Source organism: Actinoplanes couchii (assembly GCF_016862075.1).
In the GTDB taxonomy this organism is placed as follows: domain Bacteria; phylum Actinomycetota; class Actinomycetes; order Mycobacteriales; family Micromonosporaceae; genus Actinoplanes; species Actinoplanes couchii.
The window spans coordinates 16192-38110 of the sequence record NZ_BOMG01000033.1; the positions used below are offsets into that span (position 1 = coordinate 16192).

General features: G+C 73.4%; 15 protein-coding genes. 3 read left to right on the top strand and 12 right to left on the bottom strand.

Features of this window, described 5'->3' with window-relative positions; translation table 11 throughout:
• Positions 1-14: 14 nt before the first annotated feature.
• Together ffh and Aco03nite_RS10570 are read right to left on the bottom strand one after the other, a co-directional pair.
• Positions 15-1574, bottom strand: coding sequence for a signal recognition particle protein (gene ffh / locus Aco03nite_RS10565; RefSeq protein WP_203794752.1), 1560 nt, complete (start codon positions 1572-1574; stop codon positions 15-17).
• A 65-nt stretch (positions 1575-1639) separates the two neighbouring features.
• The gene (locus Aco03nite_RS10570) at positions 1640-1858 is read right to left on the bottom strand and encodes a hypothetical protein (RefSeq protein ID WP_203794754.1); all 219 of its coding nucleotides are present in this window, start codon (positions 1856-1858) and stop codon (positions 1640-1642) included.
• A 180-nt stretch (positions 1859-2038) separates the two neighbouring features.
• Between Aco03nite_RS10570 and Aco03nite_RS10575 the strand changes: the two genes are divergently transcribed.
• Both Aco03nite_RS10575 and Aco03nite_RS10580 read left to right on the top strand, forming a co-directional pair.
• Positions 2039-3778: a stealth family protein gene (locus Aco03nite_RS10575; RefSeq protein ID WP_239145054.1), complete on the top strand. Its 1740-nt coding sequence runs from the start codon at positions 2039-2041 to the stop codon at positions 3776-3778.
• Between the two features lie 12 nt (positions 3779-3790).
• On the top strand, positions 3791-5053 hold the full coding sequence (locus Aco03nite_RS10580; protein ID WP_203794757.1) for a nucleotide sugar dehydrogenase: 1263 nt from the start codon (positions 3791-3793) through the stop codon (positions 5051-5053).
• A gap of 277 nt (positions 5054-5330) precedes the next feature.
• On the opposite strand, the gene Aco03nite_RS10585 is transcribed toward Aco03nite_RS10580, so the two are convergent.
• Genes Aco03nite_RS10585 through Aco03nite_RS10605 form a run of 5 tightly spaced genes read right to left on the bottom strand, consistent with a single transcriptional unit; the run spans position 5331 to position 10986 of the window.
• On the bottom strand, positions 5331-5702 hold the full coding sequence (locus tag Aco03nite_RS10585) for a GtrA family protein (protein ID WP_203794759.1): 372 nt from the start codon (positions 5700-5702) through the stop codon (positions 5331-5333).
• Entirely contained in the window at positions 5689-6645 is a 957-nt protein-coding gene (locus tag Aco03nite_RS10590; protein WP_203794761.1) for a glycosyltransferase family 2 protein, read from the bottom strand. Before Aco03nite_RS10590 ends, Aco03nite_RS10585 begins: the two co-directional genes overlap by 14 nt.
• Positions 6642-8165, bottom strand: coding sequence for a hypothetical protein (locus tag Aco03nite_RS10595; protein WP_203794762.1), 1524 nt, complete (start codon positions 8163-8165; stop codon positions 6642-6644). The genes Aco03nite_RS10590 and Aco03nite_RS10595 overlap by 4 nt, the downstream gene beginning before the upstream one ends.
• 26 nt (positions 8166-8191) lie before the next feature.
• Positions 8192-8806, bottom strand: coding sequence for a hypothetical protein (locus Aco03nite_RS10600; RefSeq protein ID WP_203794763.1), 615 nt, complete (start codon positions 8804-8806; stop codon positions 8192-8194).
• Positions 8806-10986 carry a glycosyltransferase gene (locus tag Aco03nite_RS10605; protein WP_203794766.1) on the bottom strand — a complete coding sequence of 727 codons (2181 nt, stop codon included), beginning with the start codon at positions 10984-10986 and terminating at the stop codon, positions 8806-8808. Before Aco03nite_RS10605 ends, Aco03nite_RS10600 begins: the two co-directional genes overlap by 1 nt.
• An 83-nt stretch (positions 10987-11069) precedes the next feature.
• Between Aco03nite_RS10605 and Aco03nite_RS10610 the strand changes: the two genes are divergently transcribed.
• A complete protein-coding gene (locus Aco03nite_RS10610; RefSeq protein WP_203794768.1) occupies positions 11070-13520 on the top strand; it encodes a glycosyltransferase family A protein in 2451 nt (816 codons plus the stop codon).
• Positions 13521-13729: 209 nt separating this feature from the next.
• Here the strand turns inward: Aco03nite_RS10610 and Aco03nite_RS10615 are convergent, their stop codons facing one another.
• The 5 genes from Aco03nite_RS10615 to Aco03nite_RS10635 all read right to left on the bottom strand — a co-directional run bounded on the left by Aco03nite_RS10615 (position 13730) and on the right by Aco03nite_RS10635 (position 21907).
• A complete protein-coding gene (locus Aco03nite_RS10615) occupies positions 13730-15700 on the bottom strand; it encodes an acyltransferase family protein (RefSeq protein WP_203794770.1) in 1971 nt (656 codons plus the stop codon).
• Positions 15700-16734, bottom strand: a complete 1035-nt coding sequence (locus Aco03nite_RS10620) for an O-methyltransferase (protein WP_203794771.1) — start codon at positions 16732-16734, stop codon at positions 15700-15702. Before Aco03nite_RS10620 ends, Aco03nite_RS10615 begins: the two co-directional genes overlap by 1 nt.
• 10 nt (positions 16735-16744) lie before the next feature.
• Positions 16745-19228: a glycosyltransferase family 2 protein gene (locus Aco03nite_RS10625; RefSeq protein WP_203794773.1), complete on the bottom strand. Its 2484-nt coding sequence runs from the start codon at positions 19226-19228 to the stop codon at positions 16745-16747.
• 65 nt (positions 19229-19293) lie between these two features.
• A complete protein-coding gene (locus Aco03nite_RS10630) occupies positions 19294-21564 on the bottom strand; it encodes a [protein-PII] uridylyltransferase (protein WP_203794775.1) in 2271 nt (756 codons plus the stop codon).
• Positions 21565-21568: 4 nt separating this feature from the next.
• Positions 21569-21907 (bottom strand): P-II family nitrogen regulator, encoded by a 339-nt coding sequence (locus tag Aco03nite_RS10635; protein ID WP_203794777.1) that lies wholly within the window; start codon positions 21905-21907, stop codon positions 21569-21571.
• Between the last annotated feature and the right edge of the window lie 12 nt (positions 21908-21919).

Below are 21919 nucleotides of genomic sequence, written 5' to 3' on the forward strand. Positions count from 1 at the left end.
GCGGGTGAATTCGATCAGCGATCGTCGTCCTTCGGCTTGCTGAGCTTGTTGAAATCGAGCTTCGGCAGCTTGAAACCGGGCGGCAGACCGGCACCACCGGCGAGCGCGCTCGGGTCCATGCCCGGCGGGAGCTGGGGCATGCCACCGGGGAATCCGGCCGGCATCCCACCACCGGGACGGCCGCCGACCCGGGGACGGTTGCCGCCCTTGGTGCCCTTGCGCTTGTTCTTCTGGCTCTTGGTCGCGCTGCGGCGGCTGCCGGGCAGGCCCATCATGCCGGTCATCTGCTTCATCATCTTCTGCGCTTCGGTGAAGCGGTTGAGAAGCTGATTGACGTCCATCACGGTGACGCCGGAGCCGTTGGCGATGCGCAGCCGGCGGGATCCGTTGATGATCTTCGGGTTGGTGCGCTCACCCGGCGTCATCGAGCGGATGATCGCGGTGACCCGGTCGAAGTGGCTGTCGTCCAGATCGTCCAGCTGGCCCTTGAGCTGGCCCATGCCGGGCATCATGCCGAGGATGTTGGCGATCGGGCCCATCCGGCGGACCGCGATCAGCTGGTCCAGGAAGTCCTCCAGCGTGAACTGCTCGCCACCGAGCAGCTTGCTGGTCATCTTCTCCTTCTGGTCCTCGTCGAAGGCCTGCTCGGCCTGCTCGATGAGGGTCAGGAGGTCACCCATGTCCAGGATCCGGCCGGCCATCCGGTCGGGGTGGAAGACGTCGAAGTCCTCCAGCTTCTCACCGGTGGAGGCGAAGAGGATCGGCTGGCCGGTGACGTGCCGGACGGAGAGCGCGGCACCACCGCGGGCGTCACCGTCGAGCTTGGACAGCACCACACCGGTGACGCCGACACCGTCGCGGAAGGCCTCGGCGGTGCGCACCGCGTCCTGGCCGACCATCGCGTCGATGACGAAGATGACCTCGTCGGGCTGGACCGCGTCGCGGATGTCGGCGGCCTGCTGCATCATCTCCGCGTCGATGCCGAGACGGCCGGCGGTGTCGACGATGACGATGTCCTTCGCCGTCCGCTTGGCGTGCTCGATCGAGTCGCGGGCCACCTGCACCGGGTCGCCGACGCCGTTGCCGGGCTGCGGGGCGTAGACGTCCACACCGGCGCGCTGGGCGAGCACCTGAAGCTGGTTGACCGCGTTGGGGCGCTGGAGGTCACAGGCGACCAGCAGCGGCTGGTGACCCTGGCCCTTGAGCCAGCGGGAGAGCTTGCCGGCCAGGGTCGTCTTTCCGGAACCCTGGAGACCGGCCAGCATGATGACGGTGGGCGGCTGCTTGGCGAACTGGAGCCGCCGCCCCTCGCCGCCGAGGATCTGGATGAGCTCCTCGTTGACGATCTTGATGATCTGCTGGGCCGGGTTCAGGGCCTGGGAGACCTCGGCGCCGCGGGCACGTTCTTTCAGGCTGGCGATGAACGCCTTGACCACCGGAAGCGCGACGTCGGCCTCGAGCAGCGCGAGACGGATCTCGCGTGCGGTGGCGTCGATGTCGGCATCAGTGAGCTTGCCCTTGCCGCGGAGCTTGCCGAAGATCCCGGACAGGCGGTCACTCAAAGTGTCAAACACGGTGCGACTTCCCGTTGGTCGTAAGAGATGGCGTAGACCGCAAGCCTAGCCGCACCGGCGTCGGCTCACCGGTTCCGCATGCGGTAGGTGCGTGCCGCGGCCTCGATCCGCCGCTGGGTGCGGGTGCCGGGGGCGATGCCGCGCTTGACGCGGGAGTAGAGGTAGGCCCCGCCGCCGACCACGAGGGCGCCCACGATCAGGTAGTAGATCAGCGGTCCGAGCAGGGAACTGGCGACCCAGCCCACGGCGACCACCGCTACCAGAATTGCGATTGCCTTACCCATCGCCGGCCTCCCGCCGTCGTCATGTCGACGCCTTCCACGATGCCCGGCGCGCGCAACAACCGCATCGGCCGTGCCCCTGACCCGTTCCCCCTAGGGGGAACAACCGGGCATATATACCGCAACTTCTCTTTCCGCAGCACGTTGAATATTTGGCGGATATGCGGCGAAAGGACGAACGGCGTGGCCCTGCGACAGGTCCTGCGGATGGCCCCGTGGCCGGTCCGGCGGCGGATCTTCGAGACCGTCGAGGCTCGCGTGCTGCCCCGGGTCGCCCCGGAACGGCGGCTGCGGATCGCCCGCACCTTCATGCCGCTCGGCCCGGTGCGCGCCCGGATCACCGACGGCCGGATGCGGGTCCGTACCGGCGCCGGCGTCCTGACCGCCCGCGTCGACCCGGCGGCCGCGCCCTGCGACGTACGCCGCCGCAACCTGGACCGGGTGGCCGCGGCCCTGGACGAGGCGGGTGTCGACTGGTTCCGGGTGCCGTCCGGTGATCCGAACCGGACCGCCGTCGCGGTCCGCGGCGCCGACCGGGCCGCCGTGCTGGCCCTGCTGCGGCGGCTGCTCCCGGCCGACCACGGCTCGCTGCGGGTGGTCCGTCCCGGGCCACGCCGCCGGGAACCGCTGGTGGTGGCGGTCTGCTGGCCGGTCACCGACCCGGGCGGCAACATGGTCCTCGGGCACGACCTGGCGTGCGAGGTCGAGTTCTGGCGGGAACAGGGCGACCGGCTGGTGGCGCCGCGCCGCAACCCGGTGGCCGACTCGATCCCGGCCGGTGAACCGGTCACCATCGCCACCGAGCCGGTGTTCGGGCCGTTCTGCTCACCGGACGACGTCACCACGTACCGCACCCGCCGGGTCTTCACCTCGGTCGACCCGGACCGGATCGACTTCGCCATCGACGTGGTCTACACCTGGGTGGACGGCTCCGATCCGGAGTGGCAGCGGCGCAAGGCGCGGGCCCTTGCCGAGAACACCTGGCTCGGCGACGTCAGCGTGCAGGCCGCCAACGACTCCCGGTTCACCAGCCGGGACGAGCTGCGCTACTCGCTGCGCGCCGTGCACTGCTTCGCGCCCTGGGTGCGCCGGGTCTTCCTGGTCACCGACGACCAGGTGCCGGACTGGCTGGACCGGGCGCATCCGCGGCTGACCGTGGTGTCGCACCGGGAGATCTTCGGCGACACCGGCACCCTGCCGACCTTCAACTCGCAGGCCATCGAGTCGCGGCTGCACCGGATCCCGGGGCTGGCCGAGCACTTCCTCTACCTCAACGACGACGTGATCCTGGGCCGTCCGGTGGTGCCCGGCCAGTTCTTCACCCCGGGCGGGCTGACCAAGTTCTTCGCCTCGGCGGCCCGGGTGGACACCGCGCCCCGCGGGCCCGCCGACCGGCCCGCCGACTCGGCCGCCAAGAACAACAGGCGGCTGATCCAGGAGACCTTCGGCCGGATGCTGACCCGCAAGATGATGCACACCCCGCACCCGTCGCGGCGCAGCGTCATCGCCGAGATCGAACAGCGGTTCGCCGAGCAGGTGACGGCCACCGCCGGGCACCAGTTCCGGCACCCGGACGACCTCTCGCTGCTCTCCTCGCTGCAGCAGTACTACGCGTACCTGACCGGGAAGGCCGCCCCCGGCAAGATCCGCTACCTCTACACCGACCTGGCCCAGCCGGTCACCCCGTTGCAACTGGCCCGGCTGCTGCGCGGCCGCAACGTGGACGCGTTCTGCCTCAACGACGTGGACGCGCACAGCGCCGCCGTCGCCGACCAGGAGGCGCTGGTCGCCGAGTTCCTGCCGGCCTATCTGCCGTTCACCTCCCCGTTCGAGCTGCAGCACCGGAGTCCGCGGGCGGTGGCGCCCCGGCAGCCGGTCGGGTCACCCGACATTCCGATGAAGCTGCCCGATATTTCCTTGTAAATGGAGACTTTCATGAGCTACGACGTGGTCATCCTGGGACTCGGGTACGTCGGGCTGCCCCTGGCGCAGCAGGCGATCCGGGCCGGCATGCCGGTCCTCGGCTTCGACATCGACGAGACCGTGGTGAAGGCGCTGGCCGCCGGCCGGTCGCACGTCGACGACCTGTCCGACGCCGACGTGGCCACGATGGTGGCCGGTGGATTCACCACGACCACCGACGAGACCCTGATCGGGCAGGCCCGGACCGCGGTGATCTGCGTGCCGACGCCGCTGTCCGAAGGCGACGGGCCGGACCTGCGGGCGGTGCTCGGCGCCACCGCGGCGATCGGCCGCAACCTGCGCCCCGGAATGCTGGTGGTGCTGGAGTCGACGACCTACCCGGGCACCACCGACGAGGAGGTCCGGCCGCTGCTGGAGCAGCTCTCCGGGCTGACCGCGGGGGTCGACTTCCACCTGGCGTTCTCCCCGGAGCGGATCGACCCCGGCAACGCCGTCTACGGCGCGCACAACACCCCCAAGGTGGTCGGCGGTTACACCCCGGCCTGCACCGGCGCCGCCGAGGCGTTCTACCGGCGGTTCGTGCAGACGGTGGTGCGGACCCGGTCGACCCGGGAGGCGGAGACCGCGAAACTGCTGGAGAACACCTACCGGCACGTCAACATCGCGCTGGTCAACGAGATGGCCCGGTTCTGCCACGAACTCGACATCGACCTGTGGGACGTGATCCACGCGGCGTCCACGAAGCCGTTCGGGTTCCAGGCGTTCTATCCCGGCCCCGGTGTCGGCGGCCACTGCATCCCGATCGACCCGAACTACCTGTCCCACAACGTGCGCACCAAGCTCGGCTACCCGTTCCGGTTCGTGGAGCTGGCCCAGGAGATCAACACCACCATGCCGGCGTACGTGGCCCGGCGCGCCCAGAACCTGCTGAACACCGACGGCCAGGCGGTCCGCGGCGCGACGATCCTGCTGCTCGGCATCACCTACAAGCCGGACATCGCCGACCAGCGGGAGTCCCCGGCCGCGCCGCTGGCCCGCCACCTGGCCGCGCTGGGCGCCACGGTCGCCTACCACGACCCGCACGTGACGACCTGGGACCTGGACGGCATCCCGGTCTCCCGCACCGACGACCTGGAGGGCGCCGCCGCCTCCGCCGACCTGGTGATCCTGGTCCAGAACCACCGCGACTACGACCCCGACCACCTGGCCCGCCTGGCCAAACGCTTCTTCGACACCCGCGGCGTGACCACGGTCCGCGAGGCCCACCGGCTTTAGAGGCCTTCAAAAGCGGCAGGTCAAGACCCTTTTTCGGTACGCGTGGGCAGAGTCGCGTGACTACTGGCGGCAGACGTGGGCATTCCCTCTCGACCGTCCCCCGGCGGCGGCTCATGCGTGCCCCGCACGGTCCCGGGCCCGGTGACTCGCGGGTCGCCTCGCCGTGAAGTGACGGTGACCACCGCATCCGGCCCGGCGGTCGCCGGGCGGTCCGGTGTCGGGATCACCCGGCGTGGCCGCCACAGAGCCGAGAGCGCCCGTACCGGAAAATGGGTTTCTACGCGAAGGTCCACCGGGAGTTGATCGCGTAGTTCAAGGCCGGGATGAGCAGGATCGCCACCGCCTGGGCCACCGCGAACGGGGCGCCGAGCAGCGACGTCCCGGCCCAGAGGACCGCCGTGTTCAGGGTGAACGCCGCCGCCGTCACGGTCAGGAACCGGGGGCCGGTGACCGTGTGGCCGGAGGTGGAGCGGAAGACCCAGGCGCGCTGCAGCAGGTACGAGACGGCGATGCTGGCCACAAAACCGGCAGTGGACGCCGGTACCGCGGGCACCCCGGACCCGGTGGCGGCCAGGCCCACGGTGAAGTGGGTGAGGGCGCTCAGGCCGCCGCTGACGGCGTACCTGGCCAGGCGGTCAACGTTCGGCACGCTGTTCGACCACCCAGCGGTCCGGGACGTCGGCGCCGGCCCGTTCCTGGATCAGGTAACGGGGGCGGCCGCGGACCTCCTCGTGGATGCGGGCCAGGTATTCGCCGATCACGCCCAGGCCGATCAGGACGAACGTGCCGGTCACCAGCAGCAGCAGGATGACCGTGGTGAAGCCGGCCACCGAGCCGCCGCTGATCCAGCGGATCACCGTCTGCACGCCCAGGATCAGCGCGAACACCGCGAAACCCAGCCCGGCCAGGGTGACCAGGTGCAGCGGGGCCGAGGTGAACGAGGTGAGCCCGTTGACGGCCAGCCGGGCCAGGCGGCGGGCGGTCCAGCGGGACGCGCCACCCTCCCGGTGGTCGATCTCCACCTCGACGGTGGCCCTGGTGAACCCGATCCAGCTGCTGGTGCCGCGGAAGAAGCTGGAGTGTTCCGGCATCCGGCGCAGCGCGTCCACGGCCGGCCGGGCCAGCAGCCGGAAGTCGGTGGCGTCGACCAGGTCGACCCGGGTGAGACGGGTGAAGGTGCGGTTGAACAGCTTCGCCGAGATCCGGTTGCCGATCGACTGGCCGGCCCGGTTGCGTTTGACCGCCTCGACCACGTGGGCGCCCTCCTGCCAGCGGCGCACCATCGGCGGGATCGCCGACGGCGGATGCTGCAGATCCGAGTCGATCACCACGACCGCGTCGCCGTTCGCGTGTTCCAGACCGGCGAGCAGGGCCGCCTCCTTGCCGAAGTTGCGGGACAGCCGCAGGCCGCGCACCCGAGGGTCGACCAGTGCCTGGTGATTGATCCGGGCCCACGAGTCGTCGGACGAGCCGTCGTCGACGAGGACCAGCTCGAAGTCGATCTGGGCGTCCCCGAGCACCTCGGACAGCCGGGCCACGAACCGGTCCACGCCGGGGCCCTCGTTCCAGATCGGCGCGACCACCGAGATCATGCGGCACCCCGCTCGCAGAACGGCATGCTCGCCAGGGACTGCGACGCCACGTCCAGCGAGACGGTGTAGCGGCGCTGCAGGAACGGTTTGCCCACGTTGGCCCGCAGCGCCTCGTCGAGCAGGGCGCACCGGCGGCTGTTCCCGGCCCGGCCCCGTTCGAACGAGCCCATCGCCGCGGCGATCCGGTTGTCCAGCTGGGCGGCCCGGACGGTGGCCGCGGTGTCGGCGTAGGCACGGTTCGCGGTGGCCGAGACCGCGCCGCACACCACCAGGGCGGCCAGCGACCAGGGCAGCAGCCGGGGACCGGCCAGCACCAGCAGCGCGACGGCCAGCAGCATGCCGCCGGGAACCGTCAGCGCCGAGTCCCGCCAGCCCTGTTCCCACAGCTCCCGGCCGCTCATCGCGGAGCGCACCGCGACACTCAGGGCGGCCAGCAGGGCCCCGCAGGCCAGGATCACGACGGCGAGGAGGGCGAGGGCGGTCAGGTCCCGGTTCGCCGGGCGCGGCGCTTTTTTCAGATCCCTGGCGGTACGTACGGCCAGCCCCGCCAGCAGGACCAGCGCGATCACCGGCACCAGCCCCCACAGCCAGCCGCCGCGCCCACCGGCGGTGGCCGCCTGCCACTGCAACGGCGGCAGCCAGGCGGTCATCCGGACCGGCAGCAGCAGGATCGTCCGGCCGTCCACGATCAGGTCGGAGCCCTGGTAGCAGCCGCCGCCCGCGCAGAACCCGCGGATGATCCAGCGGACCACCCCGGCGACCGGCAGGAAACCGGCCCAGAGCAGGGCGGCGAACCGCACCCCGGCCGAGCCGAGCAGCTCCCGCGGGGTGAGGCCGAGCACGAACCGGCCGCGCACCAGCACCGCCGCGGTGGCGATCGGGACGGCGAAGTAGGCGGGCTCGTTGAAGACCGCCAGAGCCGCGCCGGCGGTCACCGCGAGCACCCCGTGCCACCAGCGGAACCTGTCGATCTGGCAGGCGGTCGCGGCGACGGTGAGGACCAGGGCCGCGGTGCCCCAGTACAGGCCGCCGAACAGGACGGTGGTGCTGTCCTGGCCGGCCGCGACAAAACCGGCGCCGATCGCGTACGGCAGCAGCAGCGCCACCGTCGACGGGGTGGAGCCGATCAGCCGGCCCCGGGTGAGCACACTCTCGGCGAGCAGGACCGCGGCGAACGTGAGGGCGACCGCGGCGAGGATCGAGACGGCCCGCAGCATGACCGAGGCGGGCAGGCCGAGCTGCTGCACACCGGTGAAGGCGAGCAGGTCGAGGCTCTTCTCCAGCATCCGGCCCAGCGGGCGGAAGTTGCCCAGCCGCAGGTAGGCGTCGCCGCTGGCGATGGTGTGCGACACGATGGCGGCCGGGTCGTCCCGGAACAGGCCGCCGTGCCAGTAGACGTTGAACCGGTGGTCCCGGGTGGGGGCGACGGCCAGCAGCGGGGTGAGCACGATGATCGGGACGAGCGCGCAGCGGCGGGCGACGTGCCCCCACCGCGCGGTCGGCGGAGACCCCACCGACAAGTCCGGAAATATCGTGGTTTGGGCGGTCATGTCTGCTGCAACGACTCCCGCACCGGCGGGGTTGTGTCCAGCATCCGCGCCAGCGTCGGCGGGTTCTCCGGGTCGATGAAGGTCACCGTGGTCGCGTGGTGCTCGGCGTACAGCCGGGACAGCCGCTCGGACAGCACCACGTCCCACGGGTGCGCCGGCCGGTGCCGCTCCCAGGTCTGCCGGTCCGGCAGGTACTCCAGGATCAGCCCGGCCTTGCGGAGCAGCGAGAACTCCGGATTGTCGGTGAGCACCACGGCCCGGTGATCAGGCGTCACCAGCACCAGCCGGCGGACCGTGTGGACGAACTCCCGCAACGTCGGCTGGTCCAGCCCGATCGCCACGTAGATCCGTACCGGCAGCGGCCGTTTGACCGTCTTCCGGCGCGGCACCTGCTTGCGGGCCCGGCGCATCAGCCGCATCGGATCCCGGGCCAGCGTCACCAGCCCCCGGCCCAGCCGGTACGAGCCGCTGCCGCGCAGCCGCCGGACCGCCTCCCGCTGCTCGTCGCGTTCCCCGGTCAGCCCGTCACAGCGGGCCCGCCAGGCGTCGCGTTCCTGCTCGATCGTGCGCAGCCGGACCACCAGCGACTGCATGTCGTCCTCGTCGGGCATCAGCTTCCCGTCTTCTCCAGGGTGAGATCGGCCAGCCAGTCCGCGGCATCACCGGCGCCGTTGCGGCGCGCCACCTCCGCACAGCGGTGGCTCAGGGCGTCCCGGACGTCCTGCCGGACCGCCCGGGACAGCACCCGGTCCAGGTCCTCGCCGTCCGGGTCCTCGACGATCAGCGCCGCGCCGGCGGCCGCCGCGAACCGGGCCCGGCAGACCTGGTCGTCCAGGGCCGTCTCCCGGTTCGGCACGAAGACCGCCGGGATGCCGAACGCGATCAGCTCGTGGAACGAGTTGTAACCCGCGGCGCTCACCACCAGGTCGAAACCGCGCAGGTACCGACTGATCGGGTAGACCCGGACCAGGTGCGTGCCGGGCGGCTGCGGCATCGGCTCGGTGGCGATCGCCGACTCGGCCAGCACCACCTGGAACCCGGCGGTGCGCAGGTGCCGGGCGATCCGGGCGATCGGCGAGGCGATGTCGTTGATGTTCCCGGCGCCCAGCTGCAGCAGCGCGGCCGGGCGGCCGGGGGCCAGCCCCAGGGCGGCGCGGGCCTCGTCCGGCGCGACCAGCTCGGCCGGGTCCAGATAGGTGATCGGGCCGACCGTGTGGACGCCGTCCCGGTCCGCGACGGTCGGGCCCTCGTCGGCCGGACCGGCGAACTCCCCCGGCTCCAGCACGTGATCGAAAGCGGATCGGCGCTCGATCCACTCGGCGCCGGTGTCCCGCCGCCACATCGGCCGGCGCACCCACACCCAGGTCACGTCCGGCCGGGCCCGGGTCGCCGCCACGATGCCGTCGTGCGGGACGCTGTCCACCGCGACCACCGTCGGGCGGTGCAGGTCGATCAGGTGCTCCAGACGGCTGCGCAGCAGCTCCGACCAGGACTGCCGGGGCAGCCCGAGGACACTGCGGGACGGGATGTACTCGGTCAGGAAACCCTCCCGGTGGGCGACCATCGCGCCGTGCGACTGGGTGGCCAGCACCACCGGGGTGTCCCCGGGCAGCCGCCGGCCGATCGCCATCAACCGGGACAGGTGTCCCAGACCGACGCCGTTGTCACTGACCAGCAGCACCGACCGGGGCGGGGGCGGCGCCGGGGCGGACAGGGCCGGTGGCGGCGGGGCGCCCGGGCGGATCCCCCGGTCGGCCAGCCGGGCCAGGTGGGACGGGTAGCCGTACCGCGTCTCGATGAACTCCCGCCCGTTCAGGATCACCTGCCGGTACCGCTCGCGGTCCGCCCACAGCGCCCGGACCAGCGGGAGCACGCCCTCGGGGGTGGTGTAGAGCGCGGCATCGCCGAAGATCGGCCGGAAGTGCTCGCCGACGATCACCGGCACCCCGGCGGCCAGCGCCTCCATGATCGTCCGGCCGAACGCCTCGATCAGGTCCGGATCGTGGAAGTAGACGAAGAAGTCCAGCCCGTGCAGGAACTCGGCCGGCTCGACCGTGCCGAACTCCAGGACCTCCCAGTTCGCCGGCTTGCGGCCGAGCCGTTCCACGGCCAGGTCACCGCCGCCGAGCACCCGCACCCGCACGTCCGGCGAGTCCGGGTACGCCTGCAGCAGCTCCTGCTTCGTCCGCGGCCACTTCACCGGGTCCGGCCGCCCGTGCCGGCCGATGACCGGAACCCCCGGCGCGGGCGCACCGGGCTCCCGCCACCACTCGGCGCCGTCGATGATCTCGTGCCAGTCGTCCGCGGTCAGCACCGCCGCCGGATCCGCGCGCAGCACCTCGGCGCGCACCTGCGGGCTGATCGGCGCCCACTCGATCCCGGCCCCGAACAGGTCCTCGACCCGCTCCCGGACCTCGGCGTACCCGTAGTACCGGGCCGGATCCCCGGCATCGCCGGGCGCCTGGTTCAGCACCATCACGGCCCGGCCGGAACGCACCAGCGGGCGCACCGCCGGATCCTCGGTGAAGATCCGCGGCTGCCGGACCACCAGCAGCCGGGCGGTCACCTCCTCGCCCTCGGCGGCCAGGGTCGCCGAACCGTCCCGGATCAGCTCGGTGAGCAGTGGATGGAACGGGCGCTGCGCCTTCAGATGCGGCGACCGGACATGCACCAGCACCGTGGTCAGGCCGGCCCGGGCCTGGGCGCGCACCTCCGCGGCGATGCTGGCCGAGGTGCCGCCCGGATAGCGGAAGTCCGAGAGGATCGCCACGTCGTACACGGTCGCGGTCATGGTCACCTCAACGAACCGCGAAGCCCCCGCGTCACGCACCCCACCCCCGGCGCGTTGATCCGGGCGACAGTTGAGGGGGGTCCTTGCGCAGGCAGCACAGCACACCGGACGCGTACGGCACGGAGCTGCTGGAACGTCATTGGCGGAACCTGACCGCCGTGGCGCCCACCGGCCCGGCCGCGGCGGCCCTGCACACCCGCTCGGCGTCCACCCGGGCCCTGCTAGCCTGGGCGGCCGCCCGCCGCCCGGCCGACGAGCTGGTCGCCGCCGCCCGCGAGGGCCGGTTGTTCCCGGACTCCGACCCGTGGGCGCTCGGTGAACTCGCCCGGGTGATCTGCCTGCAGGATCTGCACCCCGCCGACCGGGCCGAAGGGCTGGTGCTGTTCGACTCGCTGCTGCGCACGTTCGGGCCGGCCGGGGTCGCCCCGGAACACCAGGGGCTGCACACACAGATCGCGTTCGCCTCCGGTGACCTGGTCCGGGCCGCGCGGCTGCTGGCCGACTACCCGGACGTGCCCGCCCCGATCCGGGCGGCGCTCGGCGTCGACCTGGCCACCCAGGAGGACTGGACCGGGCGGTTCGCCGATCTGCTCCCCGATCCGGGGTTCGCGCTGGTCCACGAGGGCGCCACCGGCTTCGACCGGATCGGCGCCCGGCCGGTGCCCCGGCACGGGTCCGCGCACCGGATCAGCACCATCGTCACCACGTACCGGCCCGGACCGGAACTGATCACCGCGGTCCGGTCCCTGGTCGCGCAGAGCTGGACCAACCACGAGATCCTGGTCGTCGACGACGGCTCCGGCAGCGGGTACGAGGAGGTGCTGGCCCGGGCCGCCGCCCTGGACCCCCGGGTCCGGATCATCCGGATCCCGGCGAACAGCGGCACCTACCGGGCCCGCAACGCCGGGCTGGACATCGCCAGCGGCGAGTTCGTCACGTTCCAGGACTCCGACGACTGGTCCCACCCGCTGCGCCTGGAACGGCAGGCCGCCCCGCTGCTCGCCGAACCGGCCCTGATCGCCACCACGTCGTCGGCGATCCGGGTCACCCAGGACCTGGTGATCACCCGGCCCGGCTTCCCGGAGTTCCGGTCGTACAACCTGTCCTCGCTGATGATCCGGCGGGAACTCGCCCTGGCCCGGCTCGGCTACCTGGACCCGGTCCGCAAGGGCGCCGACGCCGAGTACGTGGAACGCGCCCGCGCCGTCTTCGGCCGCCCCGCCGTACGGCACCTGGCCGGCGAACCGCTCGCGCTGATCCGGCTCAGCTCCGGGTCGCTGTCCGGCACCGACATCGGGCCCGGCTGGATGAGCCCGGCCCGGCACGCGTACCTGTCCGCCTTCCAGGCCTGGCACCGCCGGGTCGCCGACGGTGTGGAGACCGCGGTGCGCCCGCGCCTGCCCCGGATGCGGGCCTTCGCCGCCCCGCGCGGCCTGGCCGGGGACGCCGGACTGCGCCGCTCCAGCTACGACGTGATCCTCGCCGGTGACTGGCGCGCACACAGCGACGCCTCCTGGTCCGTCGCCGAACGGGTCCTCGCCCTGGTCGAACCCGGCCGCACCGTCGCCGTCCTGCACCTGGACACGCTGGCCGGGGTGGCCGGGAAACCCGCCGGACTGGACCCCGACCTCCAGCAGATGATCAACACCGGGATCGTCGACCAGGTGGTCCTCGCCGACGACGTACACGCCCGGCTGGTCCTCGTGCACGATCCGGCGGTCCTCGGGTTCGCCCCCGGCACCGCCTCCGGGATCCGCGCCGCCAAGGTGGTGATCGAGGCCGACCCGGCGTGGCTGCCGGCCGCCGCGCACTGCGCCGGCGAGGCCCGCCGCCTGTTCAGCGTCGAACCGCACTGGGCGCCCACCGACCCGGCCGGCCGCGAGCACCTCGGCGCCGTCCTGACCCGGGTCACCGGCACCGACGTACCCGGCACCGTCAACCTGCGCCGCTGGCGCCTGCACCGCTCCGGCCCGCGCGCCGACCGCCCGGTCATCGGCCGCGTCCACAGCGGCGGCGCCGGCGACTGGCGCCGCCTCGTCGACACCCTCGGCGGCACCGGCGTCGACGTGCGGATCCTGGCCCTCACCCCGCCGGCCGGACCGGTGCCGGACGGCTGGCTCGTCTACCAGGCGGCCGACGTGCACCTGCGGGGCTTCCTGCACCAGCTGGACTTCTACCTGTACCTGCCGTCCGACGTCCCGGAGACGGCCACCTGCCCGGAGATCCTGACCGCGATGGCGGCCGGTTGCGTCCCGGTCCTGCCACCCGGCCACGCCGTGGTCTACGGCCAGGCCGCCCTCTACGCCGACCCGGCGGAGGTGGCCACCGTGGTGGAGAGCCTGCACCGCGGCCCGGCGGCCCTGCTCACCCAGTCCGAGCGGGCGCTGCGCTTCCTGGAGGACCACCACCAGCACCGCCACTACGCCGACGCGGTGGCCGCCCTGCTGCGCCCCACCCCGACCTCCAGCACCGAGGTCATCACCGGCGAGATCATGCTGGCCCTCCCCTCCGGCGAGGTCGTCCCGCTGACCTGAGGCAACCGAAGGGTGACCGGAAGGCAACCCGGCGGGCATCGAGTCGGCCCGGCGCGGGCCGAAAGGTAGGGGGAGCCCGGTCAGTCGCGGCGCCCCCGCCCCGCGACACGCGAGCCCTCGCCATCACCCCTGGCGAGGGCTCGCACCCTTTCATCCCAGTTCAGAGCCGAAGGCCAAGCCGCTGCCGAGAAGAGCACTCGACAACGGCCCTAAGGCAAGTGTGGTTCCAGAACCGGGGCCACCAGCCGGGCGTACGCCTCGGTCAAATGGTTGCTGTCGCGGTAGACCATGGTGTCGCCGACGACCAGGGGGCACCGGTCGGCGCACAGCCACGGCACCGGGTCGACGACCGGGACGCCCGCGGCGACGGCCGTGGCCCGCTGGATCTCCCGCCAGCGCGGCTCCGGCAGCACCTCGGCCCGCGGGTCGGCACAGCCGGCGATGTTGGTGGCGTTGCTGCTCAGGCAGTCGGCCGGCGCCACCTTCAGGAACGGGGTGTCGCCGAGCACCACCACCTGCCCGGCGGCGCGTTTCAGCGCGGCGAGACTGCGCACCCAGCCGGTCTGCCAGACGGCGTCCGGGTCGGCCGGCGCGCCGGTCAGCACCTGCCGGTAGTTGACGCTGGACGAGACGACGAGCATGGCCGGCTGGAGCCGGGCGATCCGGGCCAGCACGTCGGCGCGCCACCTGTCGCATTCCACGTAGCGGCTCTGGGCTCGGCGTTCGTCCAGGGCGATCCCGGCGGGGCTGCACGAGCTGCGGGTGAAGCTGTAGAGCCGCCAGCCGCGTTTGCGGGCGAGTTCCTCCATGGTGGGGAACCACTGCAGGGCGTGCGAGTCACCGAAGAGGACGACGGTCCGGCTGCCGGTGGTGTAGGAGCAGTCGCCGCGCGGCCGGAACGGCCCGGTGAGCCCGACGTGGCAGCCGTCGCGTTGCGGGGCGAGCCGCTGGGCGACCGCCTCCTCGAAGTCGGGGGTGAGGTTGCCGGGCAGGTCGGTGGCGGTGTTCGCGTCGACGAGCAGCCGGTGCAGGCGGGCGGCCGGATTGCCGGCGGCGGCGACGACCCGGCCGGTGTCGGGGGCGCTGCCGTGGGTGGGGATGCCGGGCGGTCGCACCATGCCCGCCCCGGCCAGAGCGGCGGCGAGGGCGGCCAGGACCAGACCCAGAGCGAGACCCAGTTTCGGCCGTACGCTCCACAACCGGTGCCGCCGGACCGGGTTCTCCAGCAGGTGATGACTGAGCACGGCCAGCCCGAGCGCGACGGCGGCGGCACCGCCCCGGTCGGGCAGGCTGACCGGGGCGGCGAGCACGAGCAGCGGCCAGTGCCACAGGTACCAGCCGTACGACATCCGGCCCAGCCACCGCATCGGCCGGGTCTCCAGCAGCCGGTTGCCGCCGGCCGCGATGACCGCCACGGTGCCGAGCACCGGGACGAGCGTGGCGACGCCGGGCCACGGGGTGGTCTCGTCGAAGCTGAGCGCGCCGGCCGTGATGATCGCCAGCCCGGCCCAGCCGAGCCAGGGTTCCCGCCGGAACGGGAGCAGCGCGAGCAGCGCCCCGGCGCCCAGTTCCCAGGCCCGGCTCGGTGATCCGAAGTACGAGGTGGCGTAGAGCGACCAGGCGAACGAGGCGACCGTGACGCCGGCCAGCAGCACCCGGCTGCGGGCCAGCAGGAGCAGCGGCCAGAGCAGGTAGAACTGCTCCTCGACGGCGAGCGACCAGAAGTGCTGGAACGGCGACGGCGCGGGATCCCCGAAGTAGTCGGTGCCGGCCGTGTCCAGGCGCAGGTTCATCGTCCAGGTGGACGCGGCCAGGGCGTCGCCGGCGAAGGTGGCGAACCGGACCGGCGGCGACCAGAACCAGGCGCCGGCCAGCGTCACCACGATCACCAGGGTGGCGACCGGCAGCAGCCGCACCATCCGGCGGGCGTAGAACCGGGCCAGGTCGAGCCGCCCGGTGCCGGCGATCTCGCGCCGCAGCAGGCCGGTGATCAGGAAGCCGGAGACGACGAAGAAGACGTCGACACCGAGGAACCCGCCGGCTGTGCCCGGCACTCCGACGTGGGCGAGGACCACGAGCAGCACCGCGACGGCGCGCAGGCCCTCGATGTCACCCCGGTAGGTGTGCCGGGAGCCGCCCGGCGCCTGGTCGACGGGGCGCCGGGCGAGCGTGACGGTCATCAGGCGTGTGCGGCAGCCAGCGCCGGCGGCCGGGCGAACGCCAGCACCGCGTGCCGGCCGAGCAGCTCACCCTCCCGGGTCAGCCCGTCGAACCGCTCCGTCCAGGCGGCCATCGCGGCCTGCTCGTCGGGGCGGCCGGCATCGTCGAAGACCAGGGTGGCCCGGTCCGCGAGCCGCTTCTCGATCATGTGCAGGGCCGGGTAGCGGGCGTCCGCGCCGGTCGAGGCGGGCGGGCCGTCGATCAGCACGAAGTCGATGTCGTGCAGGTCGGTCAGGGTCTCCGGGTCGTACCACGGGTAGTCCCGGCCGTCGATGCCGACCGGGGTGAGCGCGGCGTCGCGTACCTCGGCGATCCGGTCCAGGCCGTGTGCGGCGAGCGCGGCCCGGGTCTTCCCGGCGTATCCCGCGTCGTGGTCCAGCGAGACCAGCCGGCCGCCGCTCTGCTCCAGTGCGTAGGCGATCCACACCGACGAGGTGCCGCTGCCGAGTTCCAGCACCAGGCGCGGCTTGCGGCTGCGGATCAGGTGCAGCAGTTCCAGCAGGTCGGTCGGGTTGAGCGCGTAGTCGCCGGACGACGGCATCGGCGCGCGCGGGGTGAAGCCCTGGAACAGCTGCACGGTCGCCTCGAACTCCCGGGGCAGGGCCAGCAGCTGCGACGACGCGGCCTTGCGGTCGGTGACCTGTTTGACCCGGGCGATCGCCTCGGCCAGTTCCAGGTGCCGGTCACCGGCGGTGAGGCGTTCCCGTTCCACCGCGGCGACCAGACGGCGCTGCATCTCCTCGACGGTGGTCCGCAGGTCGCGCTGGGCGGTCAGGCCGGCCCGCTGCACGGCGGCGAGGCGCCGGAACAGGACCATCAGCCCGGCCACGACGACCCCGCCGAGCAGCGCGAGCAGGGTGGTGGCGACCCGGGGGTGCCCGAGGAGCGCGGCGGCCGCGGTGCCCGCGCACAGGACGCCGGTGACCGTCAGCACCGCGGCCTGCCGGCCGGTCAGGCGCGGCAGACGGCGGCGGACTCGGCTCATCTTGTTCATGCGGGACTCCTCATCGGTGCACTTCCTCCGGGGTAACGGGGCGGGGACCGGGCCCGTTACGCCCCCGCTGGGCGGGTGCCGGGGTGGTGGCCCGGACGAGTCCGGCGATCCGGTCGGCGAAGACGGCCGGCCGAAGGTCGCGGGCCACCGCGGCGCGGGCCCGGGCGCTCTGCGCGGCGTAGCGGACCGGATCCCGCCGGAGCCCCTCGATCACCGCGGACGCCGTCTCCGGCGCGCAGGGCAGGGCGGTCTCACCGAACGCCGCGGCGAGGTGGTCCGGGACGAGCACCACACAGCCGGTCGCGGCCGCCTCCAGGGCGGGCCGGGAGGTGGTCTCGGCCAGGTGCTCCGGGGGAAAGTGCAGGTAGAAGTCGAGCTGGGCGGCGAAGGTCCGGGAGTCCAGGTCGGCCGGCTCGTAGACCAGCCAGGCGGCGGGCAGCCCGGACGGGCGCCGTGGGCTCTCCGGCAGGCGCAGCCGCACGTCGGCGCTCCGGCACCGGTGCGGCACGGTCAGCGCCGCCTCCAGGTCGCCGGGCCAGACCCCGGCGTCGCACAGGTCGACACCGACGACGGCCGGGCCGCGCCGGGCGGGCATCGGCCGGGCCACGTCCCGCGGTTCGACGACGGCCGGCAGGTCGAACGGGGTCATCGCCCCGGGGAAGTCGGTGCCGGCCAGCAGCGGGCGCACCCCGGGGTCGGCCGGGCACCAGAGCGGATCGGCCGCGAACAGCCGCCGGGCCGCCTCGCCGACCGCCTCGACGGTGTAGCGGCGGTCGCTGCCGTCCCGGCGGGCCGGCGCCCGGTCGGCGACCAGCAGCAGCCGCCGGGGCCGGATCCGGCAGCCGTCCTCGGGCGCGAACTGGAGCACCTCCGGCTGGCGGACCAGCAGCACCTCGGCGTCCACCTCGTCGGTCTCCAGCACCTGGTCCAGCTGTCCGGTGTTGATCAGCCGCTGGACGTCCGGGCTGAGCGAGCGGCGCTGCCGGTCCACCGACCGCAGCGCCTCCAGGTGCAGGATCGCCACCGACAGCCCGGCCGAGCGCAGCGCCCGGATCTCGGCGAGCGCGGACCGCTGGGTGCCGGTCAGGAACCGCCAGTCGGCGGCCACCACCACGTCGAAGCGCCGCGGGACGGCGAGGCCGCTGAGGTGGGCCGGGGCCACGAACGGGCGGTCCGGGCCGGGCGGCAGGTGCGGCGAGCCGGACGAGGCGTGCCAGCAGCGGTACGCCGACATGTACGCGGTCCGCGCCGGATGCATCCACCAGGCGCGGATCTCGGACCGGGACAGCGACCCCTCGGAGAGCCGGATCAGGGCCAGCGGGGTGGCGACCCGGCGTACCGAACCCGGGCCGAAGGCCGCCTGGATCCGCTCCAGGAACTCCGAGTCGGCGGCCTTGCGGACCCGGTCGAACCAGCCGATCCGCCGGATCACCTGGTCCTTGCGGAACAGCAGCGACGACACGTTGACCCGGCTCCGGCGGATGCCCGGCCGGGTCATCACCAGCCGGTCCGAGACGCTGATCCCCTCCGAGGTGGTGGCGAGCACCGCCCGGTCGGTGAGCATCGGCGCCATCTGCAGTTCGATCCGGCGCGGGTGGGACCAGTCGTCGGAGTCCTGGAACGTGACGAAGTCGCCGCGGGCCGCCTCCACCCCGGCGTTACGGGCCGCGTAGGTGCCGCCGTTGACCGGCATCCGGATCAGCCGCACCCGCGGGTCCAGGTCGGCGGCGGCGGCCAGCACCGCGTCGAACTCGCCCGGCGACGCGTCGTCGACCAGCACGATCTCCAGGTCCGGCCAGGACTGGGCGGCGATCGAACGGACCGCGGTGAGCAGACCCTCCCCCGGCCGGTACGCGGTGACCACCACCGACACCCGCTCACCGGCCGTCTCGCACGCGTGCCCGGCCGCACCGGCGAGCCGGTCGAACGGCTCCCGCTCCGGGGCCGCCAGCAGCATCGGCGCCGGCTCCGGGAAGAGTTCGGCGAACCGGGCCAGCCAGGCCTCCTCGGCCACCAGCCCGCCGGCGTGCGGATTGGCCAGGTCGATCTCCAGCGTCTGCCGGGCCGCGGCCGGGATGTTCCGGTAGGCGCCGAGCAGCTGCCGGGCGTTGGCCGGCCCCTGCCAGGCGTGCACCAGCTGGACGTGCAGGGCCTGGTGGGCGGGCGGCAGCGAGCCGGCGCCGCGTCCGGTTCGGATCAGCGCGTAGAGGGCCAGCGCGTCGGCCCGGTCCTCCGGCAGCTCGTCCTGCAGGGCGATGGTCTGCGCCAGCCCGGCCAGCAGCGCCGGGTTCACCGGGCGGCGGATCCGGCGGGTGTCCCCCCGCCGGGCGGCCGCCAGCACCTCGTCCAGGCCGATCCCGGCCGCGCGGGCCAGCACCCGGCGGGCCGCCACCGAGCGGTTGCGCATCGCCGTGTTCGGCAGCGACAGCTCCGCCCCGGCACCGGCGAGGGTGACATGATCGTCCAGCAACCCGACCGGCTGCGCCTCAACCATCGACTCTCCGTCCGTACCCGGCAATGTCCTTTCGGATCAACGCCGGGACGGCGACAACGGTGACGCTAGACCGCGGCCAGGACCGCCGCTTCCACCCGGTCCCGCTCCTCCTCCGACGCCCAGGCGCCGACCAGGTAGAACGCGTCGACCACGTCGCTGCCGAGGGTGGAGATGCGGGCCGCGCGGATCTCCGCGCCGGCCTCGTCGAGCGCGTGGGTGACCCGGTAGAGCAGCCCCGGCGAATCGGCGGCGCGCAGTTCCAGCACCACCGCGTCGGTGGCGATGTCCCGCTGCCAGACCACCCGGGGCGAGGCGGTCCCGCCCCGCGCGCTCATCGCGCGGGCCCGGACCCGCTGGGTCACCGAGACGTCCCCGGCGCCGACCCGGCGCAGGTCGGCGGCGAGAGCGACCGGCTCGTACGGCGATCCGTACCGCGGCTGGGTGTAGAACTCGACGATCGCCCGCTCGTCCACCGTGATGGTGTTCGCGGCGACCACGTCGAGCCGGTGCATGGCCAGGCAGGCGGCCACTCCGGCGAGCAGTCCGCGCCGGTCGGCGGCGGCCACCGCGACCCGGTCGCCGTCCAGGTGCACCACCGGCAGGGTGCCGTCGAGCAGCTCCGGGTCGGGTTCCGGCGGTTGCGGCAGGGCGCCGGTGTCCAGCCGGGTGTGCACCCGGTCGACGAGTTCGGCCATCAGCCGGCCCTTCCAGTCCGACCAGGCGGCCGGTCCGGTGGCGTGCGAGTCGGCGCGGGCCAGGGCGTGCAGCAGGTGCAGGGTCTGCGTGTCGCCGACCGCCTCGGCGACGGCGGAGATGGTCTTCGGGTCGCTCAGGTCGCGGCGGGTCGCCACGTCGGGCAGCAGCAGGTGCAGCCGGACCATCTTCTCGATCATGGCCACGTCGGCGGGTGGCAGGCCGATCCGGGCGGCGATGTCGGCGGCGATCGGGGCGCCCACGATGCTGTGGTCGCCGGGCAGGCCCTTGCCGACGTCGTGCAGGAACGCGCCGATCAGCAGCAGGTCCGGCCGGTCCACCTCGCGGGTGTGTGCGGTGGCCTCGTAGGCGGCCTGCACCAGGTGCCGGTCCAGGGTGTACCGGTGGATCGGGTGGTGCTGCGGGAGGCCGCGCATCCGGGCCCACTCGGGCAGCCACGCGTCGATCAGCCCGTACCTGTCGCAGGTCTCCCAGGCGGGCAGCAGTCCCGCGCCGGAGCCGAGCAGCGAGACCAGCGCGGCCCGGGCGGCGGGTGGCCACGGGGTGGGCAGCGGCGGGCAGAACGAGGCGAGCCATTCGCTGGTGGCGCGGGCGATCGGCAGCCGGACGACGGCGGCCGCGGCGGCCACCCGCAGCGAGAGGCTGGGGTCCGGGACCGGGCCGATCGCGGTCCGGGCCAGGACCAGCTCACCGTCCTGTTCGACGACGTCGCGGGCGACCGGGCGGCGGGCGGCCGGGGTTCCGGGCGGGCCGGTGCGGCGGCGGTTGCGCAGCCGGTCGACGGCCCGCCAGGCGTCGTCCACGGCGTGCGCGATGGTCCGGGCGTCGCCGGACACCCGGCGCAGCAGCGTGTCCGGGTCCTCGATGCCGAGCAGGTCGGCGACGGCCTTGCGCTCCTGGGCGACCAGCCGGTCCACCCGGCGGCCGACGGCCAGGTGCAGGGCGTCGCGGGTGTCGAGCAGGCGCAGGGTGGCGGCCCGGACCGCGGGGCGCATGGTGTCGGCGATGCCGGCCCGGCCGATGCCGCGGAGCAGGGTGATGTCGCGCAGGCCGCCGCTGGCCTCCTTGAGGTCGCCCTCGAGCAGGAAGGCCAGCTCGCCGTGGCTGGTCCACCGGCTGGTGGTGATCTCGCGCAGCTGGGGCATGGACCGGACGGCGGTGCGCCGCCACTGGTCGGCGACCGCGGCGATCAGTTCGGCGGAGAGGGCCGCGTCGCCGGCGACGTGCCGGGCGTCGAGCAGGCCGAGGGAGACCTTCACGTCGTCGTGGGCGACGGACAGGGCTTCCGGGAGGGTACGCACCGAGTGGTCCAGCCCGAGGCGGGCGTCCCAGATCGGGTACCAGAGCGAGGAGGCGATCCGGTCGATCCCGGCGGTGCCGTTGTGCAGCAGCACCAGGTCGAGGTCGCTGTAGGGGGCGCAGTCGCGCCGGCCGAGCCCACCGACCGCGATCAGGCTGACGCCGGGCAGGTGGGACGGGAAGAGGGTGGTCAGCCAGCTGTCGAGCGCCGCCGCCCGCTCGTCGCGGGCGGCGGACCCGATGTGGCCCTGCAGCTCGTCGAGTGAGCCGCCCGCTGCCGGGCGTGCGGGCGGGGCCGGCGGCTCACTCAACGGATTCGTCATCGGATCAGAGGGCGTCGAGGCCGCGCTCGCCGGTACGGACCCGGACGACCTCGTCCACCGAGGTCACCCAGACCTTCCCGTCGCCGATCTTGCCGGTGCGGGAGGCGGTCACCACCGCGTCGACGATCTTGTCGACGTCGATCTCGTCGGTGAGCACCTCCACCTTGATCTTCGGGAGGAACTCGACGGTGTACTCGGCACCCCGGTACACCTCGGTGTGGCCCTTCTGACGGCCGTATCCCTGTACCTCGCTCACGGTGAGACCGGCGACGCCCAGGGCGTGCAGAGCCTCCTTCACCGCGTCGAGCTGGTAGGGCTTGATGACTGCGGTCACCAGCTTCATGCTCAGTCCTTC

Coding starts and splice junctions, on each gene's coding strand:
- Aco03nite_RS10570 (WP_203794754.1), bottom strand. CDS start 1,858: ATGGGTAAGGCAATCGCAATTCTGGTAGCGGTGGTCGCCGTGGGCTGG.
- Aco03nite_RS10615 (WP_203794770.1), bottom strand. CDS start 15,700: ATGACCGTCACGCTCGCCCGGCGCCCCGTCGACCAGGCGCCGGGCGGC.
- Aco03nite_RS10625 (WP_203794773.1), bottom strand. CDS start 19,228: ATGGTTGAGGCGCAGCCGGTCGGGTTGCTGGACGATCATGTCACCCTC.
- Aco03nite_RS10600 (WP_203794763.1), bottom strand. CDS start 8,806: ATGCCCGACGAGGACGACATGCAGTCGCTGGTGGTCCGGCTGCGCACG.
- Aco03nite_RS10580 (WP_203794757.1), top strand. CDS start 3,791: ATGAGCTACGACGTGGTCATCCTGGGACTCGGGTACGTCGGGCTGCCC.
- Aco03nite_RS10630 (WP_203794775.1), bottom strand. CDS start 21,564: ATGACGAATCCGTTGAGTGAGCCGCCGGCCCCGCCCGCACGCCCGGCA.
- Aco03nite_RS10605 (WP_203794766.1), bottom strand. CDS start 10,986: ATGACCGCGACCGTGTACGACGTGGCGATCCTCTCGGACTTCCGCTAT.
- Aco03nite_RS10590 (WP_203794761.1), bottom strand. CDS start 6,645: ATGATCTCGGTGGTCGCGCCGATCTGGAACGAGGGCCCCGGCGTGGAC.
- Aco03nite_RS10635 (WP_203794777.1), bottom strand. CDS start 21,907: ATGAAGCTGGTGACCGCAGTCATCAAGCCCTACCAGCTCGACGCGGTG.
- Aco03nite_RS10620 (WP_203794771.1), bottom strand. CDS start 16,734: ATGAACAAGATGAGCCGAGTCCGCCGCCGTCTGCCGCGCCTGACCGGC.